15 protein-coding genes and 2 pseudogenes are annotated in these 19,792 nt (G+C 53.3%); 14 read left to right on the plus strand and 3 right to left on the minus strand.

Going from position 1 to position 19,792, the window contains the following annotated elements; all coding sequences use genetic code 11:
• Window positions 1-116 precede the first annotated feature (116 nt).
• The 14 genes and pseudogenes from ulaR (at window position 117) to BV494_RS26365 (ending at window position 14,278) form a co-directional block, all read left to right on the plus strand.
• Window positions 117-872, plus strand: coding sequence for an HTH-type transcriptional regulator UlaR (gene ulaR / locus BV494_RS15660; protein WP_104923682.1), 756 nt, complete (start codon window positions 117-119; stop codon window positions 870-872).
• Between the two features lie 84 nt (window positions 873-956).
• Window positions 957-1,277, plus strand: a complete 321-nt coding sequence (gene glpE / locus BV494_RS15665; protein ID WP_104923683.1) for a thiosulfate sulfurtransferase GlpE — start codon at window positions 957-959, stop codon at window positions 1,275-1,277.
• 163 nt (window positions 1,278-1,440) lie between these two features.
• Window positions 1,441-2,631, plus strand: a complete 1,191-nt coding sequence (locus BV494_RS15670; protein WP_104923684.1) for a trans-sulfuration enzyme family protein — start codon at window positions 1,441-1,443, stop codon at window positions 2,629-2,631.
• Between the two features lie 120 nt (window positions 2,632-2,751).
• A complete protein-coding gene (locus tag BV494_RS15675) occupies window positions 2,752-3,240 on the plus strand; it encodes a helix-turn-helix domain-containing protein (RefSeq protein WP_104923685.1) in 489 nt (162 codons plus the stop codon).
• Window positions 3,237-4,505, plus strand: a complete 1,269-nt coding sequence (locus BV494_RS15680) for a type II toxin-antitoxin system HipA family toxin (RefSeq protein ID WP_104923686.1) — start codon at window positions 3,237-3,239, stop codon at window positions 4,503-4,505. The genes BV494_RS15675 and BV494_RS15680 overlap by 4 nt, the downstream gene beginning before the upstream one ends.
• A gap of 102 nt (window positions 4,506-4,607) precedes the next feature.
• Window positions 4,608-5,438: a rhomboid family intramembrane serine protease GlpG gene (glpG, locus tag BV494_RS15685; protein ID WP_104923687.1), complete on the plus strand. Its 831-nt coding sequence runs from the start codon at window positions 4,608-4,610 to the stop codon at window positions 5,436-5,438.
• Window positions 5,439-5,447: 9 nt separating this feature from the next.
• Window positions 5,448-6,206 (plus strand): DeoR/GlpR family transcriptional regulator, encoded by a 759-nt coding sequence (locus BV494_RS15690; protein WP_104923688.1) that lies wholly within the window; start codon window positions 5,448-5,450, stop codon window positions 6,204-6,206.
• A 278-nt stretch (window positions 6,207-6,484) separates the two neighbouring features.
• Window positions 6,485-7,996 carry a glycerol-3-phosphate dehydrogenase gene (glpD, locus tag BV494_RS15695; protein WP_104923689.1) on the plus strand — a complete coding sequence of 504 codons (1,512 nt, stop codon included), beginning with the start codon at window positions 6,485-6,487 and terminating at the stop codon, window positions 7,994-7,996.
• Window positions 7,997-8,232: 236 nt separating this feature from the next.
• Window positions 8,233-12,327, plus strand: a complete 4,095-nt coding sequence (locus BV494_RS15700; protein WP_104923690.1) for an RHS repeat-associated core domain-containing protein — start codon at window positions 8,233-8,235, stop codon at window positions 12,325-12,327.
• A gap of 2 nt (window positions 12,328-12,329) precedes the next feature.
• Window positions 12,330-12,578 (plus strand): hypothetical protein, encoded by a 249-nt coding sequence (locus tag BV494_RS15705; RefSeq protein ID WP_104923691.1) that lies wholly within the window; start codon window positions 12,330-12,332, stop codon window positions 12,576-12,578.
• Between the two features lie 261 nt (window positions 12,579-12,839).
• Window positions 12,840-13,088, plus strand: a pseudogene (locus tag BV494_RS26430) (RHS repeat-associated core domain-containing protein); the annotation flags it as partial.
• A 189-nt stretch (window positions 13,089-13,277) separates the two neighbouring features.
• Window positions 13,278-13,517: pseudogene (locus tag BV494_RS26435) on the plus strand (hypothetical protein); the annotation flags it as partial.
• Window positions 13,514-13,999: a DUF6714 family protein gene (locus BV494_RS15715; protein WP_192938016.1), complete on the plus strand. Its 486-nt coding sequence runs from the start codon at window positions 13,514-13,516 to the stop codon at window positions 13,997-13,999. The pseudogene BV494_RS26435 and the gene BV494_RS15715, both read left to right, overlap by 4 nt.
• Before the next feature lie 42 nt (window positions 14,000-14,041).
• Window positions 14,042-14,278, plus strand: coding sequence for an SEL1-like repeat protein (locus BV494_RS26365; protein ID WP_369694471.1), 237 nt, complete (start codon window positions 14,042-14,044; stop codon window positions 14,276-14,278).
• Between the two features lie 235 nt (window positions 14,279-14,513).
• Here the strand turns inward: BV494_RS26365 and glgP are convergent, their stop codons facing one another.
• From glgP to glgC, 3 genes are all read right to left on the minus strand, one after another.
• Complete coding sequence (glgP, locus tag BV494_RS15720) at window positions 14,514-16,961, minus strand: glycogen phosphorylase (protein WP_104923693.1); 2,448 nt, start codon at window positions 16,959-16,961, stop codon at window positions 14,514-14,516.
• A gap of 38 nt (window positions 16,962-16,999) precedes the next feature.
• A complete protein-coding gene (glgA, locus tag BV494_RS15725) occupies window positions 17,000-18,436 on the minus strand; it encodes a glycogen synthase GlgA (RefSeq protein WP_104923694.1) in 1,437 nt (478 codons plus the stop codon).
• A gap of 72 nt (window positions 18,437-18,508) precedes the next feature.
• Window positions 18,509-19,786, minus strand: a complete 1,278-nt coding sequence (gene glgC, locus BV494_RS15730; RefSeq protein WP_104923695.1) for a glucose-1-phosphate adenylyltransferase — start codon at window positions 19,784-19,786, stop codon at window positions 18,509-18,511.
• Between the last annotated feature and the right edge of the window lie 6 nt (window positions 19,787-19,792).

Below are 19,792 nucleotides of genomic sequence, written 5' to 3' on the forward strand. Positions count from 1 at the left end.
GTGAGAAAAGGCGGAGACTATTCTCTCCGCCTTTTCAGAAACAATGTTATTCGCATTACTGCTCGTTTATAATCACGCGGTAATCATCTACTTTCGGATTTCCCCGCGGAGACACCATGACAGAGCCACAACGCCACAATGCCATCCTTGATCTTTTGCAGCGTCAGGGCCAGATTTCTGTCGCAGATGTCATTGATCATTTTGATATTTCACCGGCCACCGCGCGCCGTGATATCACGAAACTCAATGAGTTGGGGAAATTGCGCAAAGTGCGCAACGGCGCTGAAGCCGTTAACCAGCCACGCCAGAACTGGACTCCGCTTAATATTCACCAGACCCATAATCTCAACGAAAAAATGCGTATCGCCAAAGCCGCGGCCGAATTGTGCCAGCCGGGCGAAAGCGTGGTGATTAACTGCGGCTCGACCGCGTTTTTGCTCGGGCGCGAGATGTGCGGAAAAGACATTCAGGTGATCACGAATTATCTGCCGCTGGCCAATTACCTGATTGAGCAGGAACACGACAGCGTGGTGATCATGGGCGGTCAGTACAATAAAAGTCAGTCGATTACGCTGGCGCCGCAGGATGGCGATGCAAGCCTGTACGCCGGTCACTGGATGTTTACCAGCGGCGCAGGGCTAACCACCGATGGCCTGTATAAAACCGATATGCTGACGGCGATGGCAGAACAGAAGATGCTGAATTACGTCGGAAATCTGGCAGTGCTGGTCGACAGCAGTAAAGTCGGGCAACGCGCGGGTATGCTTTTCAGCCGCACGGAACAAATCAATGTGCTCATCACTGGCAAAGAAGCTGACGGTGAAATTATTGAAAAATTACGCCTCAAAGGCGTGAAAGTGATTCTGGTTTAACCTTTATCCCTGCAATCCCTCTGGTCTTCGTCAGGCAATTATTGGGTAGAATGGCGACATAACATTTTATGAGGTTCGATCAGAATGGAACAATTTGAAGCAATCAGCGTTGAACAGGCGCATACCCGCCTGAAATCCGGCGAAGCGGTGATGGTCGATATTCGTGACCCGCAAAGTTTTGGTGCCGCACATGCGCCCGGTGCATTCCATCTGAGCAATGAAAGCATGCGCGCCTTTATGGAACAGGCCGATGCTAAAACGCCGGTTCTGGTCATGTGCTATCACGGCATCAGCAGCCGTGGCGCGGCACAATTCCTAATCAGTCAGGGATTTGAGTCGGTTTACAGCGTTGACGGCGGCTTTGAAGCCTGGTCACAAACCTTCCCGCAAGATATCGAAGCCTGATCCCCCTCTCCGGCGCAGACTATAGCCTTTATAAACCAAGCCTTTATAAACCGGGTCTTTATAACCAGGCTATCCGGTTTGCGCCGAAAATGTTCTTAAGCCGAAAAGGCTACCGTTCTCCAGTGTTGATATAATTTCTGCCTACTATCGACAGGATTTCAAGATGAAACAACTGAACAAAACTCGTTCTTTGGGTATGCGTACGCTCGCCGTTCACGGTGGCCAGCAGCCGGATGCCCAGACCGGTGCCGTCGCGACCCCCATTACCGCTTCTTCCGCGTTCTCGTATCCGGATTTTGACAGCGGCGCACGTCGCTTCAGCGGTGAAGAGCCGGGCTATATGTACAGCCGTTTTGCTAACCCGACGGTGACCGTTTTCGAGCAGAAACTGGCCGCGCTGGAAGGCGCAGAAACCTCCGTGGCCTGCGCCAGCGGCATGGCGGCGATCAGCGCAACATTATTTGCCCTGCTGGTGCCGGGCGATGAAATCATTCAAGTCGGCACGCTGTACGGCGGGACCGAAGGCGTGGTGCGCAATCTTCTGCCTCGTTATGGCATCAGACCGGTACACGTCCCGAACGTCGGCGAACTGGAAGCGGCTTTCACCAAAAACACCAAAGTGGTGCTGGTTGAGACACCGGCGAATCCGGGTCTGGACATTGCCGATCTGGCAGAAATCGCACGTTTATCCAAAGCAGCAGGCGCAATCAGCGTGGTGGATAACACTTTCGCGACGCCTTACCTGACACGTCCGCTGGCGCTGGGCATTGATATCGTTCTTCACTCGGCGACCAAATACATCAGCGGTCACGGCGATGCGACCGGCGGCGTGGTGGCCGGTTCTGCGGCATTAATTACACCAATCCGCACGCTGAGCCTGAAACAGTTCGGCGGCTGCCTGAGCCCGTTCGAAGCCAGCTTGCTGATCCGCGGCCTGAAAACCCTGCCTTTGCGCGTGGAAGCCAGCTCGCTGAGCGCGCAGGCGGTAGCGGAATTCCTCGACGGTCACAGCGCAGTGGAAACGGTATTTTATCCGGGGCTGCCGGAACATCCGGGCCATGCCATCGCAGCGCGTCAGATGAAACTGTTCGGCGGGATTATGGCGATTGAGCTGAAAGGCGGGCTGAACGCCGCGCGGACTTTTCTCGATAAGCTGAACATTATTACGCAGGCGGTTTCCCTCGGCGATACCGATTCGCTGGCCTGCCATCCGGCCTCAACAACTCACAGCGCCGTCGCGCCGGAAGTCCGCCGTCAGAGCGGGATTACCGACGGTCTGGTACGCATCAGCATCGGTATCGAAGACACCGACGACCTGATTGCCGATCTGGAACAGGCGCTGGAAGGGCTTTAATTTTCTGTTCCTTTAGCGTGTCACATCACATCCGCGACACACCAATGTGTAATTATTATGGCGATATTCATGTAATATCGCCATAATATTGACAGTTTAGTTACCACATTGGCTGCCTCCATGCCCAGAAAAACATCTCCGTTACTGCCCGCGACAGAATCATTATTAATGGCGTTTGGCGATCGTCTACGTCTGGCGAGATTTCGCCGTAAGCTGACGGCGGCGCAGGTCGCAGAGCGTGCGGGGATGGTTCCCATGACGCTACGAAATCTCGAGCGTGGCAGTGTGGGTGTGACTATTGGGGCTTATCTCGCCGTCATGCAGGTATTAGGAGTGGAAGAAGATTTAAATCTTCTGCTAAAAGATGATCCCTACGGGCGTCAGTTGCAGGATGCCAAGCTATTGCCCGGCAAACCTGCGTCACGTAAATCTCGTGCCAAAAAAACGCTTCCGAACGAGGTTTCCGATCCCCGGCCTTTTAATCACGATGAACCTGATGCGCAAAGTGGCTGGGCGGATGAAGATTTCCTCAGCGCAGAATCTTTAGCCTTACTGCTCAGCAGTGATGAAAAGACGGACAAGGATAAGAAAAAAAGGACTAAAAAATGACGGTAAGGATAGCCGTATATGCTGACTGGGAGCCACTTGTTGCGCCTTTGCGCCTCGGTTTCCTGAATGTGCATCAGGCCGCCGGGCGTGAAGTGTTTTCATGGGAATTCGATCATCAGGCACTGGCACATCCGGACCTCGCTAATCTCCAGCTCGATCCCCGCATTGGCTTGTTCACCGGCCCGCAATACCCTTCACAAGGCCAACACATTTTCGGCGCTTTCGCCGATACCAGCCCTGACCGCTGGGGCCGGTTATTAATGAAAAGGCGGCTGGAACGTGAAAAACGTGCAGGAGTCGCGATGGCCACACGGCGACTGCATGAATCCGACTATCTGCTCGGCGTTCATGATAATTACCGCATCGGTGCGCTGCGCTTCAGGCTTAATGATGAAGGCCATTTTCTGGATGACCGGCACGATGTCGCCGCCCCGCCTTTTATACAAATTCGTGAGCTGGAAGCCGCCAGCCTCGCGCTGGAAAAGGACAGCGAAAATCTGGCCGCTGGCGCTGATGAATGGCTTCGGTTGCTGATTGCACCGGGCGGCTCGCTCGGAGGCGCACGTCCCAAAGCCAGCGTTTGTGCGCCGGATGGTCACCTCTGGATCGCAAAATTCCCCAGCATCAATGATGAATACAACGTTGGCGCGTGGGAGCTGGTCGTCAATACGCTGGCAAAAGCCTGTGGCCTGAACGTGCCCGAAAGCCTTGCCCGCCGTTATGCCAATCCCCATCACTGTTTTTTAGTTAAACGCTTTGACCGAACATTGCAGGGCAAGCGCAGACACTTCGCTTCGGCGATGACTCTGACCGGACACCAGGATGGCGCTGACGCGTCCACCGGGGCCAGTTATCTTGAACTGGCTGCTGTGCTCATTAATCAGGGCGCACAGCCGAACAGGGATTTACGCGAACTGTGGTCGCGAATCGTTTTTAACTTGCTGGTTTCTAATACTGACGATCACCTGCGCAATCATGGTTTTCTGCTGGAACCGGGAAAAGGTTGGCGGCTTTCACCGGCGTATGACATGAATCCGGTGGCGCAAAGTGCAGGATTAAAACTGAATATCAGCGAAGCCGATAACGCTATGGATCTGGATTTAGCGCTTTCTGTCGCGCCCCTATTTCGGGTTTCAAACAGTGATGCACAGGAAATTATTCGTCACTGCCAGCAAATTGTCAGACAGTGGCCGACCCTTGCCAGCAAAATTGGGGTGTCTTCCCGTGAGCAAAATGCGATGTCGTCAGCATTTAGGTTAGCATGAGCCTGTTAACCATGATGATGCTGACAGATAATCAGATGACGAAAACATCGCTATGTGAAATGAAATTTACAAATCAAACAATTAGGGAAATCACTTAACGCTATGGTGCGCATTCTTAACCTGAACAACCCTCGCCTGGCTCAGGCCTTTGTCGATTACATGGCAACACAGGGTTTTACGCTGACGATTAAACACGAAAGTCAGGAAGTCCAGCTCTGGCTGGAAGACGAATCACGTCTGGAAGAGGCCGAGAAGCAGGTCGCGCTGTTTGTTCGTGACCCGCTGCACCCTCGTTATCAGGCCGCCAGCTGGCAAACCGGCAAGGCGCAGCCGGGTTTGCGGATGTCGCATACCCCCTTTATGAAAACGCTGCGCAGCCGTGCAGGCCCGCTGACCATCGGCATGATCGTGCTGTGTATCGCCGTCTATATTCTTCAGCAAATGGTCGGTTTTGAGCAGGTCATGAACTGGCTGGCATGGCCGGACAGCTCGCGGTATTTGCAGGTCTGGCGATGGTTTACGCCTGCGCTGATGAATTTTTCCTTATTTTCATTGCTCATCAATCTGGTCTGGTGGTGGTATATGGCCAGCCAGATTGAACAGCATCTTGGCAGCGGAAAATTATTCACCGTCACGCTGATTGCCGCGCTGATCAGCGGCTGGGGCCAGTCGATGGTCAACGGTTCCTGGTTCGGCGGTTTGTCCGGCGTGGTCTACGCTCTGATGGGTTATGTCTGGCTGACCGGTGTGTTGAAACCAGAAAGCCGGTTGTACGTTCCCGGCGGATTACTGGCTATTTCGCTGATCTTCATGTTCATTGGATATGCGACAGGCGGTGCCGCGGTGGCGAATGCCGCGCACACATTTGGCCTGGGTCTGGGTCTGGTGATGGCATTTGTTGATACGCGCTTACCGCGCAAAAAACGTAAGTAGGGGATTTGGGTGAAACAAACACAACGCCATGACGCGATTATCGAGTTAGTTCGCCAGCAGGGTTATGTCAGCACCGAAGAACTGGTCGATCATTTTGCGGTCAGCCCGCAAACCATCCGGCGCGACCTCAATGATCTGGCTGAACAAAATAAAATCCACCGCCATCACGGCGGTGCAGCGCTGCCATCGAGTTCGGTCAATGCGGCCTATAACGACCGTAAAGTGATGTGGTCAGAAGCGAAAGCGCGCATTGCTCAACGCGTCGCAGGCCAGATCCCCGACGGTTCGACGCTGTTTATCGATATCGGCACCACGCCGGAAGCGGTGGCGTACGCACTGCTCAATCATAAAGATCTGCGGATTGTGACCAACAACCTGAACGTGGCGACGCTGTTCAGCGCCAAAGACGATTGCCGTCTGTTCCTCGCCGGTGGCGAAGTTCGCGCCCGCGACGGCGGTGTGATGGGGGAAGCGACGCTCGATTTTATCTCTCAGTTCCGCCTCGATTACGGCATTCTCGGCATCAGCGGTATTGATATGGACGGCTCGCTGCTCGAATTCGACTATCACGAAGCGCGAACCAAGCGTGCGATTATCGAAAACTCCCGCTGTGTAATGCTGGTGACTGACCATTCCAAGTTTGGCCGTAACGCGATGGTTAACCTCGGTAAAATGGATTTGATTCACTATCTGTTTACCGACAAACAGCCACCAGAGAGCGTGAAGCAAATCATCGACAAGTACGACGTCCACCTCGAGCTTTGCTGATTTTCGTGCCTTTCAGGGAGCGCCGCCTGCGCGCTCCTGCTTTATCTCCCTTCTCAGCCTCTGCGTAAAACGAACAATTTCGAAAAATTCCACGCGCTGTTGCGTTCGGTTTTGTCCTCACCTTGCCGTTTTGCGCGTTACTGACACAAAAATGTTACCTCCATCACGCATAATTGTTTTTATTTGGTTAACTCTTGGCTTGTTTGTCGAATCTCGATTACAATCGTGAGCGAAAACGAACATAAAAGAGCTATTGCGAACATCTGGAGGAAGATGACGTGGAAACCAAAGACTTGATCGTAATTGGTGGCGGTATTAATGGTACCGGCATCGCAGTCGATGCAGCTGGCCGCGGGCTGTCTGTTCTGCTGCTTGAAGCGCAAGACTTGGCCTGCGCGACCTCTTCGGCCAGTTCTAAACTGATCCACGGTGGCCTGCGTTACCTGGAACACTACGAATTCCGTCTGGTCAGCGAAGCGCTGGCTGAACGTGAAGTGCTGTTAAAAATGGCACCGCATATTGCCTTCCCGATGCGTTTCCGTTTACCGCATCAGCCGCATTTGCGTCCGGCCTGGATGATCCGCGCCGGTCTGTTCCTGTACGACCATCTGGGTAAACGTACCAGCCTGCCCGCCAGTAAAGGCCTGAAATTCGGCAGCGAATCGGTACTGAAACCAGAACTGACCAAAGGTTTTGAATACTCAGACTGCTGGGTTGACGATGCGCGCTTAGTCGTCGTCAACGCGCAGGAAGTCGAAGAGCGCGGCGGCGAAGTGCGCACCCGCACCCGCGTGACCCGCGCATGGCGTGAAGACGGTTTGTGGATGGTGGAAGCCGAAGATATTGATACCGGCAAAACCTTCACCTGGCGCGCCAAAGGGCTGGTGAATGCCACCGGTCCGTGGGTCAAACATTTCTTCGACGACGGCCTGAAGCTGAAATCGCCGTACGGCATCCGTCTGATCAAAGGCAGCCATATTGTGGTTCCGCGCGCACACAATCAGCCGCAGGCGTACATTCTGCAAAACGAAGATCACCGCATTGTGTTCGTGATCCCGTGGCTGGATGAGTTCTCGATTATCGGCACCACCGACGTGGAATATCACGGCGATCCGAAAGACGTAAAAATCGACGATAACGAAGTGAGCTATCTGCTGAAAGTGTATAACGACCACTTTAAAAAGCAGCTGACCACCGAAGATATCGTCTGGACTTACTCCGGCGTGCGTCCTCTGTGCGACGATGAGTCCGATTCTCCGCAGGCGGTTACCCGCGATTACACTCTGGATGTTCACGATCAGGATGGCAAAGCGCCGCTGCTTTCTGTGTTTGGCGGCAAGCTCACCACCTACCGTAAACTGGCCGAGCACGCGCTGGAAAAACTGGTGAAGTACTACCCGAAAGCCGGTCCGGCCTGGACGAAAACCGCCGTTCTGCCTGGCGGGAAGCTGAATGGCGATCGCGATACGTACAGCGCCAATCTACGCAACCGCTTTAAATGGTTGCCGGAATCACTGGCCCGCCGTTATGCCCGTACCTACGGCAGCCAGACGGAACTGTTCCTGAATGACGCGACCGGCATTGAATCGCTGGGCGAAGATTTCGGTCACGGTTTATATGAAGCCGAATTGCGCTACCTGGTCGAAAAAGAGTGGGTCTCACAGCTCGATGACGCCATCTGGCGGCGTACCAAACTCGGTATGTGGCTGGATAAAGCGCAGCAACAGCGTGTCGCCGAATGGCTGGAAACACACAAACAGCAGAAGAAACATCTGTCGCTGGCGTCGTAAAAATTATTTATGAAACACGTAAATCCCTGACCTTGCGTCGGGGATTTTTTTATCTGCACCCCTTCACTTTTTCTGCTTTCCCCACACCTGTGAACCGCCTCACAACGCACTTCCCTTTTAACGTTTAGCTTCGTTCATCTGATTGATTTATTTGTATTTATGTCGTGAATGAAACGATTAATACCTCACCTTCAAATCAATCATTCCACGGACGCCTGACCTAAAAGGATTTACTCATGACCGGATTTCCTGCCGCACGGCAGTTCGATATGACCGCCATCGGCGGCCCGATTGTTCAGGGTTCTCTGGGCGTGATGATTGGCGCACCGACCGGCGTGGCTTGCTCGGTTTGCCCCGGCGGTGTGGTGGTAGGCAACCCCGTTAACCCATCCCTCGGTGCCAAAGTCCTGCCCGGCGAGACCGATATCGCGCTGCCCGCTTCTTTGCCTTTTGTCCTTTCGCGTGCTTACAGCAGCTATAAAACTGGCACGCCTGCGCCGGTCGGGATGTTCGGCCCCGGCTGGTCGGCGGCGGCGGATATCCGCCTGCAAATCCGCACCGATGAACTCATCCTTAACGACAATGCCGGGCGGAGCATTCATTTTCATCACCTGCCGCCGGGGCATATCGCCTTCAGCCACAGCGAAAATCTCTGGCTGGCGCGCGGTGGTGTTGATACGCAAATCGGGGCGCATCCGCTCAGTAAGTTGTGGCTAACGTTGCCGGACGAACTGCGCAACAGCCCGCATTATTACTTCGTGACCAATGACGCCACCGGGCCGTGGTGGATTTTAGGCTGCGTGCAGTTGCCCGAAACCTCAGAAGACGTATTGCCGCGACCGTTGCCGTCGTCACGTGTGCTTTTTGGTTTGTGCGACCGCTTTGGTCATCAGCTTAATTATCGTCGCGACACGGAAGGTGAATTTGCCGGGCAGATTACCGGTATCACCGACAGTTGCGGGCGGCGCTTTCGCCTTGAGCTGATAACAGTGCCGGACTTCAAACCCGCGCCGGATAACGGCTGGGGCTCGGACTGCGGCGTACGGCTTGCCGCCGTCTGGCTGACGAAAGATTTAGCGTTTCCGGACTTGCCGGCCAGACCGCTGGTGCGCTACGACTTCACGCCACGCGGCGAGCTGAAAACCGTGTATGACCGCGCGGGCGAAGTGGTTCGCAAGTTTGACTGGCACAGTGAAAATACCGGCCTGATGATTGCCCACCGCTACGCCGGACGCCCGGCATCCCGCTACGTTTACGACGCGTCCGGAAAAGTCATTTCGCAGGTCAATCCCGGTGGCCTGAGTTATCAGTTTGAATACTCCAAAAACCTGACCCGCGTCACCGACAGCCTCGGGCGTTTACGCGTCTATCATTTCGAAGGCGAGCAGGGACTTCGCCGCGTGGTCAGACTTGAGCAGGCAGACGGCAGCTGCACGCAAAGCGCGTTCAACAACCGCGGCCAGCTGATATCCCAGACCGATGTCTCCGGGCGCACCACCGAATTTCATATCAACCCGGCCAGTGGCACGCTGGGCGCGATTTTGCATCCGGGCGGCGAAAAGCGCAGCCAGTTCAACTACAACCCGCAGGGACAACTGGTTTGCAGCACCACGCCCGACGGACGCCGCGTGAGCAGGGAATATGATGCACTGGGACGTCTGACCGCTGACACCGACGCGCTGCACCAGACCCGTCGCTATCATTACGCCGACGATAAAAGTGCACAGCCCAGCGCCACCGAAGACGCGGCGGGCGGGCGTCAGACGCTGGAATGGAATGCCGCCGGTTTGCTGGCCGCTTTCACTGACTGCTCCGGTTTCAAAACGACTTACCGCTATAACCGCGACGGTCAGCCGCTGGAAATCCTGCACGAAGTAGGAATGAAAACCCGCTTTGCGTACGATGCGCGCGGACGTCGGATATCGCGTGAAGATGCCAGCGGAGCAAAAACACACTGGGAATATAACGCCGCCGGAGACGTCATCACCGTCACCCGACCGGACGGCAGCCAGAGCACGCAAACCTATGACGAGCGCGGTAATCCAACCGCACAAAACGAAGGCGGGCTGACCCGTCAGACTGAGTTCGACAGCGCCGGAAGGCTGATGCGGCTGGTTAACGAAAACGGCGCTGACACGAAATTCAGCTACGACGTCATGGACCGGCTGATTCAGGAGGTTGCCTTTGACGGGCGCGTGCAGAGTTATCAGTACAACATCGCCGGTCAGCTAATCCGCAGCGACGATGCCGGGCTGATGACGCACTGGCATTACGATGATGAAGGCCAGCTTATCCGCCAGCAGCGCCCCGAAACGAACGACGGTCCGGACGACGTGCTCTGGCAGTATGACGCCGCCGGGCGCGTCACCGAAACCGCCCACCGCAGCGAAACCCATCTGGTCAGCGTGCGCTTTCAGTACGACGCGAATGACAACCTTAACGGCGAACGGCAGATAATCCGCAACGCCCACGGAGACCTGCTCTGGCAGCACACCGCGGTGCGCGGCTTCGACGTGCGCGGCTTTGAATCCGCCGTCCGCTACGACGGCCTGCCGGAAATCCGCTGGCAAACTTACGGCCCCGGCCATCTTCTGGGCGTAAAACTCGGCGATGACGTGCTGCTGGAAATCACCCGCGACAGGCTTCACCGCGAAACTACGCGCCGGTTCGGCGACGGCTGGCAGAGTGAAAATGTCTATTCACTCACCGGACAACTCGCCGCGCAGCACACGCCGGACGTCGGCCATCCGAACCTGAAACGCCATTACCACTACAACGCCGCCGGTCAGATGACGCAGATGACCACCGGCCTCGGCGACCATCATTACGCCTATACCCCGGCCGGACGACTGAACAGCGTCAGCTCGCCGGACGGTTTTCTCGCCACCTTCACCGACGCTGCCGGTAACCGCAACTGCACGCACCCCGACCTGAATACGCCGTCCGCCGACACGCTGCCGGTCTGGTATCAAAACCGCATCCAGCGCGACGAAAGGTACATCTATGAACACGACAAATTTGGCAACCTGACGGAAAAACGCCCGTACCGCGCTGGCTGGAGGGAAGCACCGCGCGGCGCCATCAGCCACTTCACCTACGACCAGGCGCACCGGCTGACGCGTCTGAAAATGGAAGAGGAAGGCCAGATTCAGACGCAGGCGCGCTATATCTACGACCCGCTCGGGCGGCGCGTCGGCAAGCACGTGACGCAACTCCATCCGCAGTCCGGCGAAACAGAAACCCAGAACATCTGGTTCGGCTGGGACGGCGACCGCCTGGTGCTGACCGAAAACCGCGACACCCAGCTTCACACGATTTATCACCCGAACAGTTTCGTCCCGCTTCTGCGCGCCGAACACGCGCGCATGGAGGACAGCCACCGTTCGCTGGCAGAAAAACTCGAAGAGGAAAACGGCAGCGCGTTGCCGACCGAACTGCATCTGCGCCTGAATGAAATCGAAAAGGACATCCGTAAAAACCACCTCAGCGACGACAATCAGCAGTGGCTGCACGCCGTCGGCCTGAAAGCCGAAAACCTCGCGCTGTGGCTCGACCCACTGCCGCAGGGTGACGCACTAAAACTACATCTTTATCACTGTGACCACCTCGGCACACCCATTGCGCTGATTAATCACAAAACCAGCAAAGTGGAATGGAGCGCGGTCATGGACGTCTGGGGCAACGCGGTGGATATTTTCAACCCGTACAAACTGCGCCAGCCCATCAAAATGCAGGGGCAGCATTATGACGAGGAATCGGGGCTGCATTACAACCGGCACCGTTATTATGACCCGATGCAGGGACGGTATATTACGCAGGATCCGATTGGGTTGAGAGGGGGGTGGAACGGGTATATTTATCCAACGGATCCATTAGATGCCGTTGACCCATTGGGCTTAATGTTTTTGGCTGCATGGATTCCGGCACTAACTGCTGCCAGTGAAGGCGCTATAGTTAGTGGAACCATTGCAGGAGGTACGACCGCAGCGGGTTCTGCTGGCGGCGTGATTCTTGCGGGGGTAGCGGGAGCCGCAGTATTAACAACATCAGGTGACTCTGCTAGTTCTGGGGATTTGGCTAAGTGCAAGGAAAAGCGATCCTGCCACCCTTGCAAGACCACAAATGGCAGTAGCGTCCCTATCGGCACCATCGGATATAGAGTAGATTTAGTTCCTCCATCACAACCGCATTATCCATTTACAGGCAATCACGTTCATTTGTACAAGGCAAATCAAAATCCTAATAATTGTCGATGTTTTTGGAGTAAACTTGATGTTATAAGTCCCCCTCCGCCTCCTGGAGCGATCCCTCATAGCGAATTTGCGAGTTAATTATGCAATATTTAAATGGCGATACAGTTCATATCAATGACGAGGTTCAGTTATGGGAAGGTTGTCGCGGCATAGTTGTATGTTCTGTGGATACTAATGAATATTCAGATGAATATCCGGAAATAGAGTGGAGAGATGAGCTTGAAAAAGGAGTTTTAATTTTATCAGATCAAACGGGGCTAATACACTATGAAGAACCAGATCAGGATTTAATTCTAATTAAAAGAGACTCAATGCAATATAAAAGTTGATTTTTCAAGAAGATTTTCATTTGTGGGAAATAAATCTGGTTCGCTTGGAGCAGAGCCTCGGTACAGATGGGTTTGTAAGAATAAGCTCCCCATCAACCAACTAAATGTGCTTTCGATTAGGGTGATCATGAGTAATTATACACTACCGTATAAGGTTCTGTATTTTGACCATCATGACTTATAGGTGCTGTCAATGAAATCATGAAGGAAGCGTTATACTGAAGGATTGCTAAATGATAAAATTAAACCAGCAAAGTCGAATGGAGCGCGGTGATGGACGTCTGGGGCAACGCGGTGGATGTTTTCAATCCGTATAAACTGCGTCAGCCCATCAGAATGCAGGGCCAGCATTACGATGAAGAATCGGGGCTGCATTACAACCGTCACCGTTATTACGACCCGATGCTGGGGAGATATATTACGCAGGATCTAATTGGGTTGAGAGGAGGATGGAATTTATATGCTTATGTAATTAATAAACCATTAAAATATTCGTATCCCAAAGGCCTATGCGTTGAAGATGCTTGTATTCTCGAAGGTGCAGCCGCAATTGCAATTTATGGTTTACTCATGGGAGCTGCTGGAAACCAAGGTAGTCAGGGGAAAGTAAATACTGATGACTATGGGCGAGCGGTTGATCCTGAAGCTGAAATTCTAACTGAAAATCATCAATATGGTATAAACCGAGGTGGCAATTGCACGCCTGATGACTTAAGCGCATTACAAGCAGAAAAAAACAAGTTATGTAATCAATCCAGAGCTTGCGCCCCACAGATGAACAGAAGTGAATTATTCAGACGGTATGAATTAAATTTGGCATGTGGTTCTGTCAGAAAACAGATTAATAATCAATGTTTCTCTGGAGGAGATAAAAATCATATGAATGAAGAAAACAAAGCTTATAAAACCGCAGCTGATTGCAGTGGACTGATGAAATGAAAGAAATTGACTTTATGAACAAGGGTAACGTGTTAGGTGAATTAAAGAGATCATTTATAAACGCCCTCCTCCCTAATTTACCTATCACAATGAAAGGGATGGATGATCCCGAAAGAGTTTTCAACTTCTTCTCAGGAAGGACCTGGATGGATATCATAAACACGTTAGATCTTAGCAAAGATGCTTACGCTTTAGATCTCGGGGTAGGATTTTTAGACAGAAAAGACTTCCTATATTACATACCTCTTTACATCTATGCATCCTTGTTAAATAGAACTGAGTTTCGGGTATTTGAAGCAGACTTCATCCAATACTATCTTTGCCCAGACCATCAGAATAGTGACTGTTTTTTAAATTTCGTCCTCGGCCTCACCGATGAACAACTTAATATTATATCAAGATTTATGAAATGGGAGTCTGATGTAAATAAATTGTCATTTGCAAAGAAAGCTTACATAGACTTCTGGGATTTGTATTTATAAAAATTCAAAATATAAAAACAACACTGGTGATAATCATTATACTTGCAATCTCCCGCGCTCTTTTTACAAAAGCAGCTGAAGAAAAACAACCCGACTGCGATTTACAGTTTAGGGCATATATACAATTATGGATTAGGCGTGAATCAAGACTATACGCTTGCCGCAAATTTCTATCTTCAAACTACACAGTTAGGATCCCCTGGAGCTAAAAATTCATTAGCATTATTCTATGCGCTAGGATTGGGAGGTCTTTCCCCCAATATAACTCAGGCTTTATAATTAATAATAGATTAAGCCAGGCAGGCTATCCGGCGTTGAAAATAAAACATACTGATCCAGAACAGGCAACTGAAAACTAGCGATGTGTCGTTTTATTATCGTGTCAGGTGACCGTATTTACGCTCACCTTTGATTAATCGAGTGGCAGTGACACCAAATTATATACAGAGTCTGGAAAATCCCCGACGGCTTGCCGGGGATTCATGTCAGCTTGTTTTATCTTCAAAACTTCCCGCTATAACTTCACCGGCTTAATATTCCAGATCTCATCCGCATATTCCTGAATCGTACGGTCTGACGAGAAATAGCCCATGTTGGCGATGTTATGCAGTGTGCACCGCGTCCACTCTTCCGGCAGTTTATACAGCTCGTCGACTTTATCCTGCGTATCGACATAACTGCGGTAATCCGCCAGCACCTGATAGTGGTCACCCAGATTCACCAGCGAATCGAACAGATTCGTGTAACGCTTTGGTTCGCCAGGGCTGAATACGCCGGTGGCGATTTGCGTCAGCACCTGATGCAGTTCGGCATCCTGCTCAAAGTACGAATGCGGGTTGTAGCCTTTTTGTCGCAGTTCTTCGACTTGGGGTGTGGTATTGCCGAAGATAAAGATGTTTTCCTCGCCCACGTGTTCAAGCATTTCGACGTTCGCGCCGTCCAGTGTGCCAATCGTCAGCGCGCCGTTTAACGCGAATTTCATGTTACTCGTTCCCGATGCTTCAGTTCCCGCCAGCGAGATCTGTTCGGAAAGATCGGCCGCCGGAATGATCATCTGCGCCAGACTCACGCTGTAGTTCGGAATAAACACGACTTTCAGTTTATTGCCAATACGCGGATCGTTGTTGATCACCGCCGCCACATCGTTGATCAACCGGATGATCTGCTTCGCGGCGTAATAGGCCGACGCCGCTTTACCGGCGAAAATCACCGTGCGCGGCACCCAGTTGGCGTCCGGCTCTTCCAGAATACGGTTATATCGCGTGATGACGTGCAGCACGTTCATCAGCTGGCGTTTGTATTCGTGAATGCGTTTAATCTGCACATCGAACAGACTTTTCGGATCAACAACAATATTCAGTTTCTGGGCGATAAACAGCGCCAGCCGTTTTTTGTTATCCAGCTTGGCTTTGCGGATCGCCTGCAGGAAGCTCGGATAATCCAAATTTTGTTGCAGTTCCGACAGTTCGCTGAGATCAGAACGCCAGGTCTGGCCGATGGCGTCATCAATGACCGCTGACAGCGGTTTGTTGGCCAGCGCCAGCCAACGCCGCGGTGTGACACCGTTGGTTTTATTGCAGAAGCGATCCGGGTAAATATGCGCAAAATCGGCAAACAACGACTGCACCATCAGATCAGAATGCAGCGCAGATACGCCGTTCACTTTATGGCTGGCAATCACCGCCAGCCACGCCATCCGCACTTTACGGCCGTTGCCTTCATCGATAATAGACACGCGCGACAGCAGGCCGTTATCGTTGGGGACTTGTTCCGCCACTTCTTTGAGGAAGTGATCGTTAATCTGGAAAATGATTTCGAGATGACGCGGCAGGATCTTGCCGATCATGTCCACCGGCCAGGTTTCCAGTGCTTCGCTCATCAGCGTGTGGTTGGTGTACGAGAACACCCTACACACGGTTTCCCATGCGTCTTTCCACTCGAATTTATGCTCGTCAATCAGTAACCGCATCAGCTCAGGGATCGACAGCACCGGGTGCGTATCGTTGAGGTGAATGGCAATTTTGTCGGCCAGATTGTCGTAGGTATGGTGCGTGGTGTAATGACGGTTGAGGATGTCCTGCACGGTCGCCGACACCAGGAAATACTCCTGACGCAGACGCAGTTCACGGCCCGAATAGGTAGAATCGTCCGGGTACAACACGCGCGATACGTTCTCGGAATGGTTTTTATCTTCCACCGCCGCGAAGTAGTCGCCCTGATTAAATTTACCCAGATTGATTTCGTTACTGGCCTGTGCGCCCCACAGCCGGAGCGTGTTGGTGGCGTCGGTATCGTAGCCGGGAATGACCTGATCGTAGGCGCAGGCAATAACTTCTTCGGTTTCCAGCCAGCGGGTTTTCACGCCCTCATGCTGGACGCGGCCACCGAAACGCACTTTATAACGGGTGTTGTAGCGCTGGAATTCCCACGGGTTACCGTATTCCAGCCAGTAATCCGGTGACTCTTTTTGCTCACCGTTGACGATGTTTTGCGCGAACATGCCGTATTCGTAACGGATGCCGTAACCGCGCCCCGGCAGTGCCAGCGTGGCCAGCGAATCGAGGAAACAGGCCGCCAGACGCCCCAGACCGCCGTTGCCTAAACCGGGGTCATTCTCTTCGCCGATCAGTTCTTCGAGGTCAAAACCCATTTCATCTAGCGCGCTTTTGAGGTCATCATAAATACCCATCGCGAGCAGCGCGTTAGAGAGCGTCCGCCCAATCAGAAACTCCATCGACAGATAATAAACCTGCCGGACGTCCTGTGAGGTTTGCGCCCGGTTGGAGCGCAGCCAGCGTTCCACCATACGATCGCGTACCGCAAACAAGGTGGCATTCAGCCAGTCATGCTGCGTCGCAATGGACGGATCTTTGCCGATAATAAACATCAATTTATAAGCAATAGAGTGTTTCAGCGCTTCGACACTGACTGTCGGTGAGTTGTAATTAAACGGTGAAGTCATAACGTTACATTCCCGGTCTGGTGAGCTATGTTCAGGGTTCAGGACAACAGACGGTTGTACAGCGTGAGATATTCCTGCGCTGCCACCTTCCAGCCGAAATCAATACCCATGGCGTGTTGTTGCACGTGTCGCCAGTGCTTAGGACGGCTCCACAAAACAAAGGCCCGGCGGATCGCATTTCCCAGCGATTTCCCCGTTGCTTCTTCAAAGACAAAACCACTGGCTGTTCCGTCGGCCAGATTTTCCAGCGCACAATCCACGACCGTATCCGCCAGCCCGCCGGTACGGCGCACCAGCGGCAATGTGCCGTATTTCAGTCCATAAAGTTGGGTTAATCCGCACGGTTCGAACCGGCTCGGCACCATGATGACGTCAGCGCCACCGATGATTCGGTGGGAGAAGGCTTCGTGATAACCGAGCTGCACGCCGACCTGCCCCGGATTATCTGCCGCTGCCGCCAGGAACGCCTGCTGCAACACGGCATCGCCCGCGCCGAGCAGCGCCAGCTGACCACCGCGTTCGAGCAAATCGGGCAACGCTTCGAGCACCAGATCCAGCCCTTTCTGGCTGGTCAGACGGCTGACCACGGCAAAAACCAGCCGCGAATCGTCAACATCCAGCCCCATTGCCCGTTGAAGATAGGCTTTGTTGATGGCCTTGGAACGCAAATCGTCAGCGTCATATCGGGCAGAAAGCAGGACGTCATCGCGTGGCTGCCAGATGGCTTCATCGACGCCGTTGAGAATACCGGTCAGACGCCCCTGCATTTCGCGTTCCAGCAGCAGGGACTCCATCCCGTAGCCAAATTCCGGACGCGTGATTTCTTTAGCGTACGTCGGGCTGACGGTCGTCACATGATCGGAGTAAAACAGCCCGGCTTTCAGGTAGGAAATCTGGCCGTAGAACTCCAGCCCGTGCATCTGGAAGAATTCACGCGGGATGTAAAGCTCATCGAGATGATGCGCGCCGAACAGTCCCTGGAATGCCAGATTGTGTACGGTAAAGACCGTGCGTACCGGCGCGTTACGGGCGCGGATATACGCTGACGCCAGCCCGGCGTGCCAGTCATGAGAATGCACAATGTTAGGCTGCCAGTGCGGGTCAAAGCCCAGCGCCAGTTCGCACGCCATCCAGCTCAGCAGGGCAAAACGACGATGGTTATCCGCATAAGCGAAAGACGATTGATCGTGATACGGACTGCCGGGACGGTCGTACAAACCAGGCACATCAATGATGTAAATACCCACGCCGTCGAAGAAGCCCAGTGAAAGGGTGACATGTCCGGCGAATGTCGCCAGCGTGCCGATAACTTTGGTTTCTCCCAACCCTTTTTTGATATCGGGGAAAGCCGGAATGAGTACGCGGACGTCAGCGCCTTCCGCAATCTGAGCGGCGGGCAATGCCCCCGCAACATCCGCAAGGCCGCCCGTTTTTAACAGCGGAAACAGCTCGGAACAAACATGTAAAACCTGCATTCGCGCTCCTGATTATCCCGGTCACCCCGGCGTAAACCGGGGTGACGAAAAATACTGCTCTCTAACGTGTCTTTATAGTTTCGCCAGCATCGCGCGCGTCACCAGTACAACGCCATCTTCCGAACGGTAAAAACGACGGCTGTCTTCATCGGCATTCTCACCAATCACCATGCCTTCCGGGATCTGGCAGGCGCGGTCAATCACACATTTGCGTAAACGGCAGGAACGTCCCACATTCACATCCGGCAAAATAATCGTCGAATCAATATTGCAGAAAGAGTTGATGCGCACCCGCGGGAACAGCACGGAATGCACCACCACCGAACCGGAAACAATACACCCACCGGCCACCAGCGAGTTCATGGTCATGCCATGACTGCCCGACCGGTCTTGCACAAATTTGGCGGGCGGCAACGGTTCCATGTGCGTGCGGATGGGCCAGTTGCGGTCATACATATCCAGTTCCGGCGTTACCGACGCCAGATCCAGATTCGCACGCCAGTAGGCATCAAGCGTGCCCACATCCCGCCAGTACGGCGGCAATTCGTCATTTTGCGTCACGCAGGACAGGCCGAACGGATGCGCGCGTGCCACGCCCTGACGGGTCATTTTCGGGATCAGATCTTTGCCGAAATCATGGCTGGATTCTTCGCTCGCCATGTCTTCTTCAAGCATCCGGAAAAGATAGTCTGCATTAAAAATGTAGATGCCCATGCTCGCCAGCGCCATGTCCGGATTGCCCGGCATCGGCGGCGGATCTTTTGGCTTCTCGACGAAACTGGTGATCTGGTAATCCTCCGTTACGCCCATTACGCCAAATTCACTGGCTTCAGAAATCGGCACTTCGAGACAGGCGACGGTACATTCTCCGCCCTTCTGTACGTGGTCGATGAGCATCCGCGAGTAGTCCATTTTGTAGATATGGTCCCCGGCCAGAATCACCACGAACTCGGCGTTATAGCGGCGGATAATATCCAGGTTCTGATACACCGCATCGGCGGTGCCTTTGTACCAGTGTTCAGTACTGTGACGTTGCTGTGCCGGGAGTAAATCTACAAACTCGTTCATTTCTTCATTGAGGAAGGACCAGCCGCGCTGGATGTGCTGAACCAGCGTATGCGACTGATATTGTGTGATCACGCCAATGCGGCGGATCCCTGAATTCAGGCTATTCGACAGGGCAAAATCAATGATGCGGAATTTCCCGCCAAAGTGAACGGCGGGTTTAGCCCGTGTTGAGGTCAAATCTTTCAGTCTTGAACCTCGTCCCCCGGCCAGAATCAACGCCACGGATTTTAGCGGCAATTGTCGCGCCAGCATCACCGGGTCCCGATTATCTAATGTCGCCATATATGA

Origin of the sequence: Rahnella sikkimica (genome assembly GCF_002951615.1) — a bacterium.
Lineage (GTDB): Bacteria > Pseudomonadota > Gammaproteobacteria > Enterobacterales > Enterobacteriaceae > Rahnella > Rahnella sikkimica.